The organism is Candidatus Pelagibacter sp. IMCC9063 (genome assembly GCF_000195085.1).
Taxonomy (GTDB): Bacteria; Pseudomonadota; Alphaproteobacteria; order Pelagibacterales; family Pelagibacteraceae; genus IMCC9063.
On the sequence record NC_015380.1, the window covers coordinates 866,795 to 884,572 of the forward strand.

Below are 17,778 nucleotides of genomic sequence, written 5' to 3' on the forward strand. Positions count from 1 at the left end.
TATGAAACATTTAAATAAATACGACCGCAAACTAGAGCTACTAGCTTTAGAATGCATTGAGTTGTTAAAGAAACAACTTCATTTACCAAACAAAGAAAAACCAAGAGAACAATTTGCCAAAGGTGGCAGTGTTGGCTCCTTGATGGATAATGGAAGAATTGACCAGCCGATGAAGCGCTTGTCTATGAAGCCAGTGGAACAAATGCATAAGATGCAGCAACTGCGTATATTGCTTTCTGAAGGAGGAATGGTTGATGATGAATCACAAACCAGATATCTCATATCCATTTTAGAATCAGCACATGAACTATCACCCATTGAGCAAAAACTATTAGAGGATCTGTATCAAGATCTTAATAAATTTAAAGGAGGAAAAAAATAATGAGCAGTGAAGCAAAGGTAACTTCTATCAAACAAGTAGAGGCTAATAAGAAAAATGCACAAAAAAGTACAGGGCCCAAATCTATGTGGGGAAAACATAATGCAAGCGGTAATGCAGTTTCCCATGGTTTGCATGCCAATAAACATTTGGTGATAGGAGAACAGCTAGAAGAGTTTGAAGAATACCGATCTGCTTATTTAGATATGTTAGCACCTATTAATCCCGTTCAGGAGGAAACTGCTTTGCAGATTATTTCTGCAGGATGGAGACTCAGACGTTATGCCAATGTAGAGGCTGGCTTGTTTGATAACGAACAGTTGGATGGAAAACAATTTTTAAAAGAATCTTATGCCAGTAAAATTAGTTCGAAAGAGTATGAGGATTTGGTTAATAAAAGTTATAGGCCTAATGAGCTCCAAGGTCTGGCTTTTACTAGAAACTGCAATAGTCAAAATGGATTTTTAAAACTAAGTACGATCGAGCAACGATTGTTGACTAGGTACTATAAGCTTTTAGATATTTATGCTTCGATGCAAGAGAAGAGTAGCAATGAAGAAACGTAAGAAAAAGCCTTCGTGCGAAACGAACCCATTTAAGGAAACTCGCCCATTTTATAATGAGCGAAAGTACATTAGATGGGTTGATCCCTTTGAGTCGATTAATCAAACCAGTCTAGGTCATTCTCAGAGCTGGAGGGACAATAAGTCCAAAAAAGAGTAATATTAAGTGAGGTTTTTTAGGCTTTTATGCAACCTATGGGCGGTTGTTTAGTTTGATTATTGCTTTAATTAGAGTGTTTTACGGGAGAGACTATTTAAATATAGCGCTGAAGGATCAACTGCTCAGGAAAATCTCAAGCAAAAGGACCGTAAAAATTAAAACTCTGGAAAGAGAGCTTAAGTGCTCCACCGAAGGATTAAGATCTCAGGTATTCAAGACAGATGAGCATATAGATTTTGAATGAGTAGTTTAAAAACAGCGTTATTTGATTTTCATGTTAGCCAAGGAGCAAAGATGGTTCCTTTCGCAGGCTATGAAATGCCTATTCAATATTCTTTTGGAATTATCAATGAGCATGACAAAGTAAGAGCTGCTGCAGGTATTTTTGACGTTTCACACATGGGACAATTTTCAATTGTAGGCGATGATAGCGTTTGCTCAGCAATTGAAAAAATTATTCCAATTGATTTGTCTGTATTAAAAATGAACCAATCCAAATATTCTTTTCTTATGAATGAGCAGGGTGGGATCGATGATGATTTGATTGTGACCAGAGTTAAAAATGGAATTAATATTGTTTTGAATGCTGCATGCAAACACAGTGACGTTAAAACTTTAAAAAATATTTTACCTAATCCAGATTGTGCAACTTTACATGATCATTTAGCCTTAATAGCTGTTCAGGGTCCTTTGGCGGTTTCCATTTTAGAAGAAATAGTTCCAGGTGTTGCTGATTTAAAATTTATGAATGGAGGAGAATTTTCATATAACGGTGAAACGATTTATATTACTCGATCTGGCTACACAGGTGAAGATGGTTATGAAATTTCTATTTCAAATGAAAAAATAACAAAACTTTGTGAGGAATTGTTATCTAAAAATAAAATCGCTATGATTGGTCTTGGGGCAAGAGATTCTTTGCGTTTAGAAGCTGGGCTTTGTTTATATGGTCACGATTTAGATAAAACAACATCACCTATTGAGGCAGATTTAATGTTTGGAATTGCAAAAAATAGAAGAGCTACTTTTGATTTTGTTGGTGGTGACGTTGTAAAGGCCCATGTAGAAAAAGGAGTTACAAGAAAAAGAGTTGGAATTAAGTTAGAAGGTAAAATTATTGCAAGAGAAGGGGCTAAAATATTTCAAAGTGAGAAAGAAGTGGGAGTGGTTACCAGCGGTTGTTTCGGACCAAGTGTAGGAAGTGCTGTTGTCATTGGTTATGTTAATTTTGATTGTTCAGAAGAAGGAACTTCTGTGGAATTAGAAGTAAGAGGTAAACAATATCCAGCAAAGATTTGTTTGTTACCATTTTATAAAAAAAGTTACGCAAAATAGGAGAAACATATGAGTGAAGTAAAATATTCAAAAAAACATGAGTGGGTATCAGTAGACGGAGATGTGGGAACGGTAGGAATTACCAAACATGCAACCGAACAATTAGGAGATATTGTGTTTGCAGAAATTCCTGATGTAGGAAAAGCACTAACTAGTGGTGGAGAAGCTGCTGTGGTTGAAAGTGTGAAAGCTGCTTCTGATGTGTACACACCAGTTAGTGGAGAAATAGTGGAAGGAAACCCAGCTATTGTTGAGGATCCTTCGTTAGTGAACAAAGACCCAGAAGGAAACGGTTGGTTTTTTAAGATTAAAATTACTAGTCCGGATGAATTAACAGCTCTTATGAGCAAAGCTGATTACGACAAATTTGTAGAGGAGAACCCAAGTTAATGAGAGATCACAGAACATCAGAATTTATTAAAAGACACATAGGCCCATCCCAAGCTGAGCAAACTAAAATGTTGGATTCAGTTGGTTACAAGTCCATGGAAAAATTTATTAAAGACATTGTTCCTTCAAGCATTTTAGAAGACGAGCAATTAGATATGAGAGATTCTGTATCAGAACAAAAAGCATTAGATATTTTAAAAGGAATAGCTTCTAAAAATACAGTAAATAAAAGTTATATAGGAATGGGTTATTACGGAACCTACACGCCTAATGTGGTGTTGAGAAATGTTTTGGAAAATCCAGGTTGGTACACAAGTTATACGCCATATCAGCCAGAAATTGCACAAGGCAGATTAGAAATGTTGTTAAACTTTCAACAGATGATTAGAGATTTGACTAAAATGGATATCGCCAATGCATCTTTGCTAGATGAATCTACTGCAGCTGCAGAAGCAGTAGCGCTTTGCCAGAGAATTAATAAAGAAGATGCTAAAATTGTTTTTGTTTCTCAAAATTGTAATCCACAAACTATAGATGTGATTAGAACTAGAGCGGAACCTTTTGGTTTGCATGTCATGGTGGGAACGTTTGATATGTTAGAAAACATCAAAGATAATATATTGTGTGGAATTGTTTCCTATCCAGATACGTATGGTTTCGTAGAAAATATTGAAACTCATATTAAAACCATTCAATCAAAAAAAGGAAAAGCAATTGTAGTTGCTGATTTACTTGCTCTTACCTTACTAAAAGCACCAGGAGAAATGGGTGCGGATATTGTGGTTGGAAATTCTCAACGATTTGGAGTGCCGATGGGATATGGCGGACCTCACGCTGCTTTTTTTGCAGCCAAAGATGAATATAAAAGAGCGATGCCAGGTAGAATTATTGGAGTATCGGTTGATCGAAAAGAAAACCAAGCATTACGTATGGCTCTACAAACAAGAGAGCAACACATTAGACGTGAAAAAGCAACGAGCAACATTTGTACGGCTCAAGCATTGCTTTCTATTATGGCAGCAGCTTATGGAATTTATCATGGACCGGATGGCATTAAACATATTGCAGAACGCGCTAATACTTTTGCAAATATGTTTGCCTCCGAGACGTCAACTAAATATAAATTAGTTGCAGACACTTTTTTTGATACTGTTTGTTTAGACACGGGAGCAGACACAGCAGATATTTTAAAACGAGCTTATAATTACGGTATTAATTTACGAAAAGTAAATGACGAAAGAATAAGCGTTTCTTTTGATGAGACTACCGAACTAAAAGATATCAATAATTTACTTGAGATTTTTGGTGTGGAAAAAAAATTAGAAGCACTAGATGCCAATACTGCGACCAGCATTCCAGCTGAATTGGTTAGAGGTTCTAAGTTTATGGAACATGAGGTATTCAATTCATTTCACTCAGAAACAGAGATGTTAAGATATTTAAAACGTCTAGAAAACAAGGATATAGCGCTTAATCAGTCTATGATTGCACTTGGATCCTGTACGATGAAATTAAATGCTGTTGCTGAAATGATCCCAGTGACGTGGCCAGAATTCGGTGGTCTTCATCCTTTTGCACCAGTTGATCAAGCGCAAGGATACCAAGAATTATTTGAAGATTTAAAAAAGATGTTGTCTGAGATTACAGGTTTCTCTGGAATTTCATTACAACCGAATGCAGGAGCTCAAGGTGAGTATGCAGGTTTAATGACTATTCGAAAATTTCATATTTCTAATGGAGATGAAGAAAGAAATATCTGCATCATTCCGGAAAGTGCTCATGGTACTAACCCCGCATCAGCGCAAATGGCGGGTATGAAAGTGGTCGTGATTGATTGTGATGAAGAGGGAAATATTGATTTAGAAGTACTAAGGAAAAAAGCAGAAGAACATTCTAAAAACTTAGCAGCTTTAATGGTAACCTATCCTTCTACACACGGTGTGTTTGAAGAAAACATTGTAGACATTTGTAAAGTGATTCATGATCATGGAGGTCAAGTCTACATGGATGGAGCTAATCTAAATGCACTAGTTGGAATTGCAAAACCGGGAAAATTTGGACCAGACGTGTGTCATATGAATTTACATAAAACATTTTGCATCCCGCACGGTGGAGGGGGCCCAGGTATGGGACCAATCGGTGTGAACGAACACTTAGAACCTTTTTTACCCAATCATTCTGTTATTACGGAAAACTCAGGACCAGAAACTGGAATGGGATCGGTATCAGCTGCACCCTGGGGAAGCGCTAGTATTCTACCAATTTCTTGGATGTACATCCGTATGATGGGACCTAAAGGATTGAGAGAAGCAACTGAAGTTGCGATTTTAAATGCAAATTATATGTCTAAAAAATTAGAAGGACATTTTAAAACTTTGTACAGAGGAACGAAAGGCTTAGTAGCACATGAATGTATTATTGATCTTCGTCCCATTAAAGCGGAAAGCGGTATTAGTGAAGAAGATATTGCGAAACGATTAATTGATTATGGGTTTCATGCACCGACCATGTCTTGGCCTGTTGCGGGAACGTTAATGATTGAGCCAACGGAGAGCGAAAGCTTAAATGAAATTGATAAATTTTGTAATGCATTAATTAATATTAAAAAAGAAGTTCTTATGGTTCAAAATAAAATATTTGATGAAAAGGATAATCCCTTGAAGAACGCTCCTCATACCCATCAAGAGTTAACAGGAGATGTGTGGGAACACAAATATACGAGAGAGCAAGCAGCCTTTCCTTTAAAATATTTAAAGGAGAATAAATTTTGGGCACCTGTATCCAGAGTAGATAATGTGTATGGTGATCGAAACTTAGTTTGTTCTTGTCCTTCTTTAGACTCTTATAGAGACGAAGTAGCTTAAAGAGTGAAATGGGAATTGCTGTACAACCCGGGCAATGTACTTTGTGATTATCTAAAGATTAAAGATGATCATAAGTTCATTTTAAGAGTGTTTATAAATCTTACATATTTTGGCCATTTTATTGCTGTTATCATTCTATTTTTAGTTCGTAATACAGATCTTCTATGAATTTTATTACAAAATACCAAAGCTTAGCCCTTATACTTCTTGCAACTTATGTCATCTCCCTACCAGCTAGTATTATTACCATGCCGTCGGTGGCCACTTGGTATGTGGATATTGTAAAGCCAAACTTTAATCCTCCCAATTGGGTATTCGGTCCTGTCTGGACCACCCTGTATGCCTTGATGTCGGTTGCGGTATGGAATGTTTGGAATGATCTAAAAAAAACAAAAATATATTATGCCAAAAAAATTATTTTTATTTATTTTGTACATTTGTTAGTAGGAGCTAGTTGGAGCTTTGTATTTTTTGGAATGCATCAAGTAGGATTAGCAGTATTTATTATTGTAGCTATTATTAGTTTTATTATTGTCCTTATGAAAATCTATTGGCCTATCAACAAAGCATCTTTTTATTTAATGATTCCGTATTTGCTATGGAGTTCGTATGCTTTGATTTTAAATATTAGTATTTGGAAACTTAATTAATTCGATTAACGATATAAAAAGCTAATTCTTGTAATCTAGTTTTTTCTTTGCTTTCAGGAAAAATCCCAAGAGAATCTGCTGATACCGAAGAAAAGTGTTCTGCTCTTTTTTTACAAGAAGCAATGACTTGATACTTAGTCATTAAATTTAACGTATATGCCAACTCTTCTTTAGTGCGTTCTTTACGAACAAACATTTCTTTTAGAGCTAATCGTTCCGACTCGGATGATTTTTGATATAACATGATAATGGGCAAGGTAACTTTACCTTCATAAAAATCATTACCAATCACTTTTCCAAAAGCAATTTTATCAGAATAGTAATCTAAGATATCATCTGTAATTTGAAAGCATATTCCAAGATTGAAACCAAATGAAGTTAAAGCTTCTTTTTCATTTTTAGATTTATCGTTAATGCATCCACCCACTCGCATAGAAGCTGCAAATAGTGAAGAGGTCTTTGATCCAATAATCTCTAAATAAGTTTTTTCTAAAGTTTCAACTTCTTTTTCATGTTGAAGCTGAAGAATTTCTCCCTGTGCGATTTCTGATGATACAGAAGAGAGTAGTTTTAATACTTCTAAAGATCCATCCTCCACCATAATCTCAAAACACCTACCTAATAAGTAATCTCCAGTTAAAATAGAATTTTTATTTCCCCAAAGATTGTTATTAGTTTTTTTGCCTCGTCTAAAATCTGATTTATCAATCACATCATCGTGAAGTAAAGTGGCATTATGAATGAGCTCTACACAAGCTGCTAATTTAATGTGACGGTCACCTTGGTAACCAAATAATTCTGAAGATGCGATCGTTAACAAGGGTCTTAGTCGTTTTCCACCAGACTGAATTAAGTAAGAAGACATCTCTCCAATAAGCTCGACATGGCTAGAAAGTTTCTCTTTAATAAAAGAATCTACCTCTTCAATTTCTGATTGATAAGCGCTTCTAAGCTCCTCATAAGGATTGGAGGTTTCTAGCTTCTTTAATGGAACTACATTATTAGACATGACTTAATCTAGCTTATTTAAATGACCATGGTTAATTATCTAATGACGCACCAAATACAATTGAATCATGCTATATTTCTTTACTCTCAATTTCTTAAGTTTTAAAAGGCTTAAACAAAATATGTTTTTTAAAAAAAAATCACTTATAGCTCATATTCGCCTTTCAGGCGTGATTGGCAATGTAGGAAGATTTCAACAAGGCCTAAGTTATGCATCTCACCACGAGATTATCAAAAAAGCTTTTTCTCTTAAAAAGATCAAGGCCGTAGCTATTACCATTAACTCTCCAGGAGGATCGCCCGTTCAATCTCATTTATTATATTCTCTTATTAGAAAATTGGCCGATGAAAAAAAAGTGAAAGTAATCACCTTTGCAGAAGACGTTGCAGCATCGGGTGGTTATATGTTGGCTTGTGCAGGAGATGAAATTTATGCAAACGCTAGTTCTATTTTAGGATCGATTGGAGTTATTTATTCAGGTTTTGGTTTTCAAGAATTAATTAAAAAAGCAGGAGTAGAACGAAGAGTGCATACTGCAGGTACTAGCAAAAGTATTTTAGATCCTTTTGTAGAAGAAAAGCCTGAAGACATTCAAAAATTAAAAGCAATTCAAGAAGAGCTGCATAAAGAATTTATTCTATTAGTTAAAAACAGTAGAAAAGGAAAAATTACACTAGCAGATGACAAATTATTCACTGGGGAATTTTGGGCAGGATCCAAATCAAAGGAACTGGGTCTTATTGATGGAATAGGAAATATGTTCCAAGTCATAGAAGATCAGTTTGGAAAAGATGTTAAGGTTAAAAATTTTGAGAAGCAAGAAGGTTGGTTAAAGAAAAAATTATCTTCTAGCATGGCCAATGCAGCTTCTTCAATAGTAAGCGAATTGGAAACTAGATCTTTTTGGAATAAGTTCGGACTTTAATATGGTTGCAAAAAAAGCAAAAGTAAAAGCAAAACCTAAAGCTGTTAAGAAAGTAAAGACAGCGGCTGCAAGCAAAGAAAAGAAACAACCTAATTTTTTAAGTTTTCAAGAAATCATTTTTAAATTACAAAAATTTTGGTCAGATCAAGGTTGTGTTATTCTTCAGCCTTACGATACAGAAGTTGGTGCAGGAACGTTTCATCCAGCGACTACACTAAGATCCTTAGGACCGGAACCATGGAAAGCAGCTTATGTTCAGCCATCGAGAAGACCCACCGATGGAAGATATGGTGAAAACCCTAATCGCTTACAGCATTATTATCAATTTCAAGTAGTGATCAAACCATCTCCAGAAGATGTACAAAAATTATATTTAAAAAGTCTTGCTGCGATTGGAATTAATCATAAAGATCATGACATTCGTTTTGTAGAAGATGATTGGGAAAGTCCCACTTTAGGTGCGGCTGGTCTTGGTTGGGAAGTCTGGTGCGATGGTACAGAAGTTACCCAATTCACGTACTTTCAGCAGATGGCAGGATTTGAATGCAAACCAGTTACTGCAGAAATTACTTACGGCTTAGAAAGATTAGCAATGTTTATTCAAGGTAAAAAAAGTGTGTTTGATATTGAATGGAATAAAGAAGGTATTAAATATGAAGCAATATTCAAGCAGGCTGAAAAAGAATTTTCGGCGTATAATTTTGAACATGCCAATACAGACAATTTATTAAAAATGTTTGGTTTTGCAGAAGCTGAATGCAATGCCTTAATAGAAAAAAAACTTTGCTTGCCTGCTTATGACCAGTGCTTAAAGGCCAGCCATACTTTTAACTTACTGGATGCAAGAGGAGTGATCTCCGTTTCTGAAAGAGCAGGATACATTACCAGAATTAGAAACTTAGCTAAAGGCTGTGGCCAGGCTTGGATTGATAGCCAGCAAAAATAAATGGCCCAATTTTTATTAGAACTGTATTCAGAGGAAATACCTCATGGATTACAAATTGATACGAGAAAAAATATTGAATCTTCATTTAAAAAAAAACTAGAAGAGTTTAGTACTAGCTATAAAAAGTTTTCTGTTTTCTCCACACCAACTCGTCTTTGCGTTTCCATAGATGGTTTGCCCTCTCACTTGTCTGTTCCATCTAAAGAAATTAAAGGACCTAAGGTAGGTTCTCCAGAGCAGGCCTTGATAGGTTTCTTAAAATCAAATCAATTAGAACAAAAAGATGTGTTTGAAAAGACGATTGATAAAGGAAGTTTTTATTTTATAAAAACCAAGCAGCAAAAAATAGACTTACAACAATTGCTTGCAACTACCGTTCCAGAAATATTACAAAGTTTAAATTGGAAAAAATCTATGCGATGGGCCGACCATAATCTTTCTTGGGGAAGACCATTAAAATCTATTTTTTGCCTATTAGACAAACACACAATCAATTTTAATTTTCATCACTTATCTTCTTGTAATAAAATTTATGTGGGAGCTATTTATGATGAAAAAAATATTACGATTAAATCTGCTGAGCAGTATTTCCAAGTTTTGAAAGATAAGAATGTTGTTTTAGATCAAGATGTTAGAGAAAAAATGATCTTAAGTAGCCTCACCTCTATTTTTAAAAAATCTAAGTGCGAAGACAATCCTAACTTACGATTAGTAGAAGAGGTGACTAATTTAGTAGATCATCCAACTGCTTTAAAAGGCTCTTTTTCTGCTGATTTTCTAGTGTTACCAGAGGAATTGTTGAATCTTACTATGATGCAACATCAACGATATTTTCCCATGAAGTCTTTAGAAACGGGAAAAATTACAAACAGCTTTATTACCATTTCCAATAACCAAGATGAAAAAAAATTAATTATAGATGGAAATGAAAGAGTGTTGCAAGCACGCTTATCAGATGCAAAGTTTTTCTGGGACAAAAACAGAAGACAAAATCTTGTAAAAAATGTTTCTAAATTAAATGGTATTACTTTCTACAAAGATCTAGGAACCTTGTATGACAAAACTCAAAGAGTCAGACAGTTAGCCTCACTAATTGCTGATATTATTGGTGCGAATAAAGGTGATGCTGAAATTGCAGCATCTATTTGCAAAGCAGATTTGGTGACAGATTTAGTGGGAGAGTATCCAGAGCTACAAGGAGTCATTGGAAAATATTTTGCAATGTCCCAAGGGTTTAGTCCAGAAATTGCAAATGCTATTTCAGAACATTATTTACCTTTAGGTCCATCCGACAAAGTTCCCAAAGACAAAATTGCTATCTGTGTAGCTCTTGCAGATAAGTTAGATACTTTAATTGGTTTTTTTGGAATAGGGTTAAAGCCTACTAGCTCCAAGGATCCCTTTGCATTAAGAAGAGCTGTGTTGGGCATGATTAGAATTGTGATAGAGAACAAACTATCCATCTCTCTAAAAGAACTCATCAACAATGCAAAAAAATTTATATTTATCTAAGAACGTAAATATTACTAACAAGAGTTTAGCAGATGATCTGGTAGAATTTTTTAATGATCGATTTAAGAGTTTGCTAAAAGAGAAAGATATTAGCTTCAATGTTGTAGATTCAGTATTAAACAATAACCGAAGCGATGATTTTTATAATTTGTTTTTAAAAATTATTACCATTGCAAAATGCATCAAACAACCTGAGGGAATTAATTCTATCGCAGCTTATAAGCGTGCTAAAAATATTTTAGAACAAAATGAAGATATTATAAAAGGAAATATTTTTGGAACCCCAGATATCGTGTTGTTTAATTCTGAAATTGAAGAAACATTGTTTGCTAAAATTAATGAGGTTAAAGAATACTTTACAACCCCAAGTAGACTTCGCGATTCTAAAAAAACTATCCAGATGTTGTCTGAAGTTAAAGTAATAACAGATCAATTTTTTGAAGAAGTGAAGGTTAATGATGAGAATGAAGAAGTGAAAAAAAATAGACTAGAATTATTACTTTTGATGTGTAAAACCTTTGATAATTTTACAGACTTTTCAAAATTTGAAGGAATTTAATGCCAAAGAAGATTAAAAAAAAAGCTTTAAAAAATGCCAAGGTAAAAAAAGCCAAGGCGTCTAAAAGCAAAAAAACTTCATCTAAATTTAAGTGGGTATATAATTTTGAGGATACTCCTCGATTAAACACACAATCTCTAAAGAATTTATTAGGTGGCAAAGGTGCCAACTTGTCAGAAATGATAAGAATAAAATTACCAGTTCCTCCAGGATTTACAATTACGACAGAAGCCTGCAATGAATATTACAACTTAAATAAAAAATATCCTGCCGCTTTAGTTAAGCAAGTAAAAGACTCAATAAAAAAAGTTGAAAAAAAAATAAAAAAATCATTTGGCAATGCATCTAACCCTCTTCTAGTTTCTGTAAGATCAGGTGCGAGAGTTTCTATGCCAGGTATGATGGATACGGTTTTGAACTTAGGATTAAATGACAAGACCGTTATTGGATTGGCAAAAAAAACAAACAACGAAGCATTTGCTTACGATAGCTACCGTAGATTTATTCAGATGTATAGCAACGTTGTGCTTGGTGTGAACCATCACAATTTTGAAGACTTAATTGAAAATTACAAATTAACCAAAGGAGTTCTTTTAGATACAGAACTTACAGCCGAAGACTGGAAATCTTTAATTGGATCTTTCCGCGAACAAATTATTAAAGAAACCGGAAAAGATTTTCCTCAAGATGTGCATCAACAATTATGGGGCGCTATTGGAGCAGTGTTTCAATCATGGAAAAATCATAGAGCCAACGTATATAGAAAATTAAATAATATTCCGGAAGAGTGGGGAACTGCAGTTAATGTTCAATCTATGGTATTTGGAAATATGGGACAAGATTGTGCTACCGGTGTTGCTTTTACTCGAAATCCTTCTACGGGAGAAAATAGTTTTTATGGTGAGTATTTAATTAATGCGCAAGGAGAAGATGTAGTAGCAGGAATTAGAACTCCACAAAATATTACCAAGAAAGCAAGATTAGAAGCAGGATCGAAAGAACTTTCTATGCAAGAATCTATGCCGAAAGCATTCAATGAACTAGTTACCATTTATAAAAAATTAGAAAAGCACTACCGAGATATGCAAGACATAGAATTTACGGTGGAAAATAAAAAATTATGGATGCTACAGACTAGGTCTGGGAAAAGAACAGCGAAAGCAAGTATTAAAATTGCTGTGGACATGGTTAAAGAAAAATTAATTAATAAAGATGAGGCTGTCTTAAGAATTGATCCAAAAATTCTTGATACTTTATTGCATCCAACTTTAGATCCTAACGCAACTAAGAATATTGTTGCAAAAGGATTACCTGCATCACCTGGTGCTGCTACAGGAAAAGTAACTTTTACAGCAGATGATGCTGAACAATTAAAAGCACAGGGGCAAAAATCAATTTTAGTTAGATTAGAAACTTCACCGGAAGATATCCATGGAATGCATGCTGCAGAAGGAATTTTAACTTGCAGAGGTGGAATGACGAGTCATGCCGCGGTAGTTGCAAGAGGAATGGGAAGACCTTGTGTATCAGGAGCTGGAACAATTCAAATTGATTATGAAAGCAAACTTTTTAAAGTTGGCTCTCACGAAGTAAAAGAAGGAGATATTGTAACGCTTGATGGCTCTACAGGAGAAGTTATGCTTGGAGAGGTAAACACCATTAAGCCTGATATTTCTGGGGATTTTTCCACCCTTATGGCATGGGCAGACAAAGTTAGATCTCTTAAAATTAGAACCAATGCAGAAACTCCTTTGGATACTAAAGTAGCAAGGGATTTTGGAGCAGAGGGTATTGGTCTTTGTAGAACAGAACATATGTTCTTTGATGATGAGAGAATTTTATATGTAAGGCAGATGATTTTGTCTAAAAATGTAGAAGATCGAAATGAAGCCTTAAAAAAGATTCTGCCGTTCCAGAAAAAAGATTTTATAGAGATATTTAAAACAATGAGTGGACTACCTGTGACAGTTCGTTTGTTAGACCCACCTTTACATGAATTTTTACCTAAAAGTGAAAAAGAAATTTCTGGAGTAGCTAGCAGTTTAAATATCACTGAGCGTGAAATCAAAAATAGAATAAATGATTTGCATGAAGAAAACCCTATGTTGGGACATCGTGGTTGTAGATTAGCAATTTCATATCCAGAAATTTATGAGATGCAGTGTGAGGCTATTTTCGAAGCATTAATGGAGTGTCAGAAAGCAAAAGTAAAAGCAATCATTCCTGAAATTATGATCCCTTTAATTTGCACTGCCAAAGAGTTGGAAATTTTAAGAGCTTTAGTAGATAGGGTTGCCAAAATTGTTGAGAAAAAATATTCCATTAAATTAAGTTACTTAGTTGGTACGATGATTGAATTACCAAGAGCAGCTTTAAATGCATTTGAAATTTCTAAACAAGCTGACTTTTTTAGTTTTGGAACAAATGATTTAACTCAAACTACACTAGGAATAAGCAGAGATGACTCTGGAAAATTTTTAGATGATTATGTAAATAATAATATTTTCAAAATTGATCCATTCATTAGTATTGATGTCGATGGTGTAGGGCAGTTAGTTAAGATTGCTTGTGAGAATGGAAAAAAGAATAATTCTAAAATTAAGCTCGGTATATGTGGAGAACATGGTGGCGACCCGGACTCCATTGATTTTTGTCATAATGCAGGATTGCACTACGTATCTTGTTCCCCTTATAGAGTACCTATTGCTAGATTGGCAGCAGCCCAAGCAAAAATAAGATCGAAAAGATAAGTTTACTTTTTAATTTCTAAAGAGAAATCAAAATTAGATATTGTGTGGGTCAGAGAGCCCATGGAAATACGGCTCACACCAGTTTTGGCATAGCTAACAATATTTTTTTCGTTAATATTTCCAGACGCTTCTGTTTGAATATTTTTAGGAAGCAACTGAATACCTTTTTTGATTTGAGATGGTTGCATATTATCAAAAAGAATTCGGTTTATTTTTAAATGTTTAATCCCTTTTAATTGAGCAAGCGTATCCACCTCTACAGTAATAATTTTTTTAGATTTATTTTTCTTAATTACATTCTGAAGAAGTAATGCAATATTTTTTGTATTTGCTAGATGGTTATCTTTAACAAATATTTCATCACTTAAATTCATTCGATTATTAGTGCCACCCCCTATTAATACAGCATATTTCTGTAGGTTTCTGAGATTAGGAATAGTTTTTCTAGTGCAACAAACTTTGCTTTTAAACTTTTTAATTTTTTTAGATACATGATTAGTTTTAGTAGCTATCCCCGTTGTTAAACCCAAAAAATTTAGAGCAGTTCGTTCGGCTGTTAGAATAGAGTTTTTTTTTCCATAGATTTCTAAAATGGATTGATTGTTTCTAATTATATTTCCATCTTTAAATTTTCTTTTGATCCTTAAAGAAGGATCTACAGATAAGAAAACTGCTTTAGCAATTTCTAGCCCACACAAAATACCGTGTTCCTTAGAAATAATCTTTGCATGCACTTTTTCTTTATTAGCAACAGTTAACTGAGTAGTGATATCCTTTGAGGGAACATCTTCTCTCAAAGCATCAGAAATAATTTTATTAAGATTATTCAAGATCAGTTAATCTTGTCTTCCAATAGCAACCATTTTTTCAATAGAACCTCTAGCTCGCTCTAAGGTGTTGCTATCAATTAAAATTTCATTTTTTTTATTTTGTAAGCAGTCTAATATATTCGATAATGTAATAGACTTCATGTGAGGACAAAGATTGCAAGGCTTAATAAAATTTACATCTGGATTTTCAATTTCAATATTGTCACTCATAGAACATTCTGTAACTAAAAAAACATCCTTAGGTTTTTTGTCTTTAACATAATTGACCATATGAGATGTGGACCCTGCAAAATCAGAGGCAGCAATAACATCTGGAGGACATTCTGGGTGAGCAATAATCATAAGACCCGGATAGTTTTTTCTTAATTCTTTTATCTCTGCTTCGCTAAATTTTTCATGAACTTCACATTTTCCATGCCAGGAAATAATTTCAACATTGGTTTTGGTAGCAACATATTTTGCCAAATATTCATCTGGTAAAAACAAAACTTTATCAACGCCAAGAGACTCTACTACCTTAACTGCATTGGCTGATGTGCAACAAACATCGGTTTCAGCCTTAACATCAGCAGACGTATTCACATAAGTTACCACGGGAACTCCGGGGTGTTTTTTCTTAAGTTCAATGACATCTTGGCCAGTAATAGATGCTGCCAAAGAACATCCAGCTTTTAAACTAGGAAGGTACACATGTTTATCAGGAGACATGATTTTGGCAGTTTCTGCCATAAAGTGCACACCACACATTATTATATTGTCTTCTTTTACTTTTGACGCTTCTACAGCTAAAGCCAAAGAATCTCCCACAATATCTGCCACACCATAAAAAATCTGAGGCGTTTGATAGTTGTGAGCTAATATAACTGAATTAGTTTCTTTTTTTAGTTTGTTAATTTCGTAAATATAAGGCGCAAGAAAAGGCCATTCAATATCCGGTATTGAGTCTTTAATCTTATTATAAATAGAAGAAGTTTCATGTTGTACCTCATCTGTAAAAGTAAGTTGTTGTGTGCTCATAAAAAAAAATATTAATAGCAGAATAACTATAATTGGTACTGTATTATTGTCACGTTTATATCTATTAATGTTTAAAAATCATTACTTTGCGGCCATGCTGGAATTGGTAGACAGGTACGGTTGAGGGCCGTATGAGCTTTGCTTGTGAGAGTTCAAGTCTCTCTGGCCGCACCAAAGAAGGCTCTTAAATAGGTAGGCTAAAAAAGCAGATTTTATTCAATCTATGAAAAAATAAGATAGAACTAATTCATGAATAACAAGCTTTATACAGATCCAACTTATCAACGCTTTAAAAAGTATAAAAAAAAATATTCTTTAGGGAGTAATTTTGACCTAAACCTAAAAGAAAGCAATTCGGAAGTATATTTAAAAGACAAGGTTAATTGGGAACGGGCTAGAACAGAATTTAAATTGTCTAAAAAACAAATGTTAGAGCTAATAGACAAAGGGGAGGTCTCTCATACTTGGCAAGATAGCGTCAACAAAGACAGGTCATATAAGGGAACAGTTACTTTTAAAGATAGAGAGCCCAAACAAGAAAAATAATTTACTTTTTATTGTAAATTGATAATCATATATTCTAAATCATGTTATCCAAGTCCCATCTATCTAAGCTACAACCATCCTCAACTTTGCTTATTAATGAGCAATGCAAAGCAATAGAAAAATCTGGTGGAGAAGTTTTTAAATTTGGTTTTGGCCAATCTCCATTTCCTATTCCCCAAAATATTGTTGATGAGCTAAAGGCACATGCTTTTGAAAAAGATTATTTACCGGTAAATGGTCTTCTATCTTTAAGAAATGCTATTCACAAAACGTTATTACAAAAAAAATTAAATCACTTTTCTGTCGATAATGTTTTTGTAGGACCCGGCACTAAGCAGTTAATGTTTTTGTTGCAATTAGCTTTTGACGGAGACATAATTTTACCTGCACCTAGTTGGGTTTCTTATGAGCCACAGTCTGTTATTTCTAATAACAAGGTTCACTGGATACAAACAAAAATAGAAAATAATTGGCACGTAACATCCGAAGAAATCACGGAAGTATTAAAACAATCTACCGCTAAAAATAAAATTATAATTTTAAATACTCCCAACAATCCTTCAGGAACTAATGCCAATAATTTAAAAGAACTTGCTGAAATTTTTAAAAAAAATAATATTATTGTTTTATCAGATGAGATTTATTCAGATTTAAATTTTTCTGAAAATTATGAATCTATTGCAAAATATTATCCTGAAAAGACGATTATCAGTAATGGTCTTAGCAAGTGGTGTGGAGCGGGTGGTTGGAGGTTAGGTTTTTTTGCTATTCCCGATTCTTTAAAAGAATTAAATGATAAAATGCAAGTTCTTGCTAGTGAAGCTTATAGTTCGGCCTCTGCACCAATTCAATATGCTGCAATTGCTGCTTATGAATCTGATCAAACTAAATTTTTAAATCATTCTAAAAAAATCCTAAATCTTATTGGGGAGCATTGTTATAAAAAATTAAAGACTAACAATATTGAAGTGTTAAAACCTGAAGGAGGTTTTTACATCATGCCAGATTTTAGCACCTTACTAGCAAATAAATTTAAATCCTCCGCAGATTTTTGCAAAGTTCTTTTAGATGAAACAGGAGTTGCTTTATTGCCAGGGTCTGATTTTGGCTTTGATTCAAAAAAATTAATTTTTAGACTAAGTTTCGTTGATTTTGATGGAGAAAAATTTCTTAATTACTCCTATTTGAAAGATGAGTTAAGCGAGGAAGACTTGAATATTTATGCCCCTAAAATAGTCAAAGGTATTAACAAAATCATTGATTGGGCTAACAAATAAAGACCTTGAGTCTCTTTTTTTTACACTATACGCTAATCTCTAATAATAAAATTAAATACAATATTG

At 34.0% G+C, this 17,778-nt stretch carries 16 protein-coding genes, 1 tRNA gene and 1 riboswitch; of the genes, 14 read left to right on the forward strand and 3 right to left on the reverse strand.

Annotated elements, in window-relative coordinates:
• Position 1: 1 nt before the first annotated feature.
• From SAR11G3_RS04595 to SAR11G3_RS04625, 6 genes are all read left to right on the forward strand, one after another.
• Positions 2-382: a hypothetical protein gene (locus tag SAR11G3_RS04595; RefSeq protein ID WP_013695624.1), complete on the forward strand. Its 381-nt coding sequence runs from the start codon at positions 2-4 to the stop codon at positions 380-382.
• Positions 382-945: a hypothetical protein gene (locus tag SAR11G3_RS04600; RefSeq protein ID WP_013695625.1), complete on the forward strand. Its 564-nt coding sequence runs from the start codon at positions 382-384 to the stop codon at positions 943-945. Before SAR11G3_RS04595 ends, SAR11G3_RS04600 begins: the two co-directional genes overlap by 1 nt.
• Before the next feature lie 228 nt (positions 946-1,173).
• Positions 1,174-1,261: riboswitch (glycine riboswitch) on the forward strand.
• 81 nt (positions 1,262-1,342) lie between these two features.
• A complete protein-coding gene (gene gcvT, locus SAR11G3_RS04610) occupies positions 1,343-2,437 on the forward strand; it encodes a glycine cleavage system aminomethyltransferase GcvT (RefSeq protein ID WP_013695626.1) in 1,095 nt (364 codons plus the stop codon).
• 9 nt (positions 2,438-2,446) lie between these two features.
• Entirely contained in the window at positions 2,447-2,827 is a 381-nt protein-coding gene (gene gcvH / locus SAR11G3_RS04615) for a glycine cleavage system protein GcvH (protein WP_013695627.1), read from the forward strand.
• A complete protein-coding gene (gene gcvP, locus SAR11G3_RS04620) occupies positions 2,827-5,691 on the forward strand; it encodes an aminomethyl-transferring glycine dehydrogenase (protein WP_013695628.1) in 2,865 nt (954 codons plus the stop codon). The genes gcvH and gcvP overlap by 1 nt, the downstream gene beginning before the upstream one ends.
• Before the next feature lie 164 nt (positions 5,692-5,855).
• Positions 5,856-6,341 (forward strand): TspO/MBR family protein, encoded by a 486-nt coding sequence (locus SAR11G3_RS04625; protein WP_013695629.1) that lies wholly within the window; start codon positions 5,856-5,858, stop codon positions 6,339-6,341.
• Here the strand turns inward: SAR11G3_RS04625 and SAR11G3_RS04630 are convergent.
• On the reverse strand, positions 6,334-7,350 hold the full coding sequence (locus tag SAR11G3_RS04630; protein WP_013695630.1) for a polyprenyl synthetase family protein: 1,017 nt from the start codon (positions 7,348-7,350) through the stop codon (positions 6,334-6,336). The genes SAR11G3_RS04625 and SAR11G3_RS04630 overlap by 8 nt on opposite strands.
• 121 nt (positions 7,351-7,471) lie before the next feature.
• Here SAR11G3_RS04630 and SAR11G3_RS04635 point away from each other — a divergent pair, with 121 nt between their 5' ends.
• The 5 genes from SAR11G3_RS04635 to ppdK are packed head-to-tail and all read left to right on the forward strand — an operon-like array spanning position 7,472 to position 14,042.
• Positions 7,472-8,275, forward strand: a complete 804-nt coding sequence (locus SAR11G3_RS04635; protein WP_013695631.1) for a S49 family peptidase — start codon at positions 7,472-7,474, stop codon at positions 8,273-8,275.
• A 1-nt stretch (position 8,276) separates the two neighbouring features.
• Positions 8,277-9,221, forward strand: coding sequence for a glycine--tRNA ligase subunit alpha (locus SAR11G3_RS04640; RefSeq protein ID WP_013695632.1), 945 nt, complete (start codon positions 8,277-8,279; stop codon positions 9,219-9,221).
• Positions 9,222-10,733, forward strand: a complete 1,512-nt coding sequence (gene glyS / locus SAR11G3_RS04645; protein ID WP_013695633.1) for a glycine--tRNA ligase subunit beta — start codon at positions 9,222-9,224, stop codon at positions 10,731-10,733.
• Positions 10,708-11,292, forward strand: a complete 585-nt coding sequence (locus SAR11G3_RS07375) for a DALR anticodon-binding domain-containing protein (RefSeq protein ID WP_013695634.1) — start codon at positions 10,708-10,710, stop codon at positions 11,290-11,292. The genes glyS and SAR11G3_RS07375 overlap by 26 nt, the downstream gene beginning before the upstream one ends.
• A complete protein-coding gene (gene ppdK / locus SAR11G3_RS04650; protein WP_013695635.1) occupies positions 11,292-14,042 on the forward strand; it encodes a pyruvate, phosphate dikinase in 2,751 nt (916 codons plus the stop codon). The genes SAR11G3_RS07375 and ppdK overlap by 1 nt, the downstream gene beginning before the upstream one ends.
• Before the next feature lie 2 nt (positions 14,043-14,044).
• On the opposite strand, the gene nadC is transcribed toward ppdK, so the two are convergent.
• On the reverse strand, positions 14,045-14,872 hold the full coding sequence (nadC, locus tag SAR11G3_RS04655; RefSeq protein ID WP_013695636.1) for a carboxylating nicotinate-nucleotide diphosphorylase: 828 nt from the start codon (positions 14,870-14,872) through the stop codon (positions 14,045-14,047).
• A 6-nt stretch (positions 14,873-14,878) separates the two neighbouring features.
• Entirely contained in the window at positions 14,879-15,889 is a 1,011-nt protein-coding gene (gene nadA / locus SAR11G3_RS04660; RefSeq protein ID WP_013695637.1) for a quinolinate synthase NadA, read from the reverse strand.
• Between the two features lie 88 nt (positions 15,890-15,977).
• Between nadA and SAR11G3_RS04665 the strand changes: the two genes are divergently transcribed.
• The 3 genes from SAR11G3_RS04665 (at position 15,978) to SAR11G3_RS04675 (ending at position 17,712) form a co-directional block, all read left to right on the forward strand.
• Positions 15,978-16,063, forward strand: a tRNA-Leu gene (locus tag SAR11G3_RS04665).
• Between the two features lie 75 nt (positions 16,064-16,138).
• On the forward strand, positions 16,139-16,435 hold the full coding sequence (locus SAR11G3_RS04670; RefSeq protein ID WP_013695638.1) for a hypothetical protein: 297 nt from the start codon (positions 16,139-16,141) through the stop codon (positions 16,433-16,435).
• A 41-nt stretch (positions 16,436-16,476) separates the two neighbouring features.
• On the forward strand, positions 16,477-17,712 hold the full coding sequence (locus tag SAR11G3_RS04675; RefSeq protein ID WP_013695639.1) for a pyridoxal phosphate-dependent aminotransferase: 1,236 nt from the start codon (positions 16,477-16,479) through the stop codon (positions 17,710-17,712).
• Positions 17,713-17,778 lie beyond the last annotated feature (66 nt).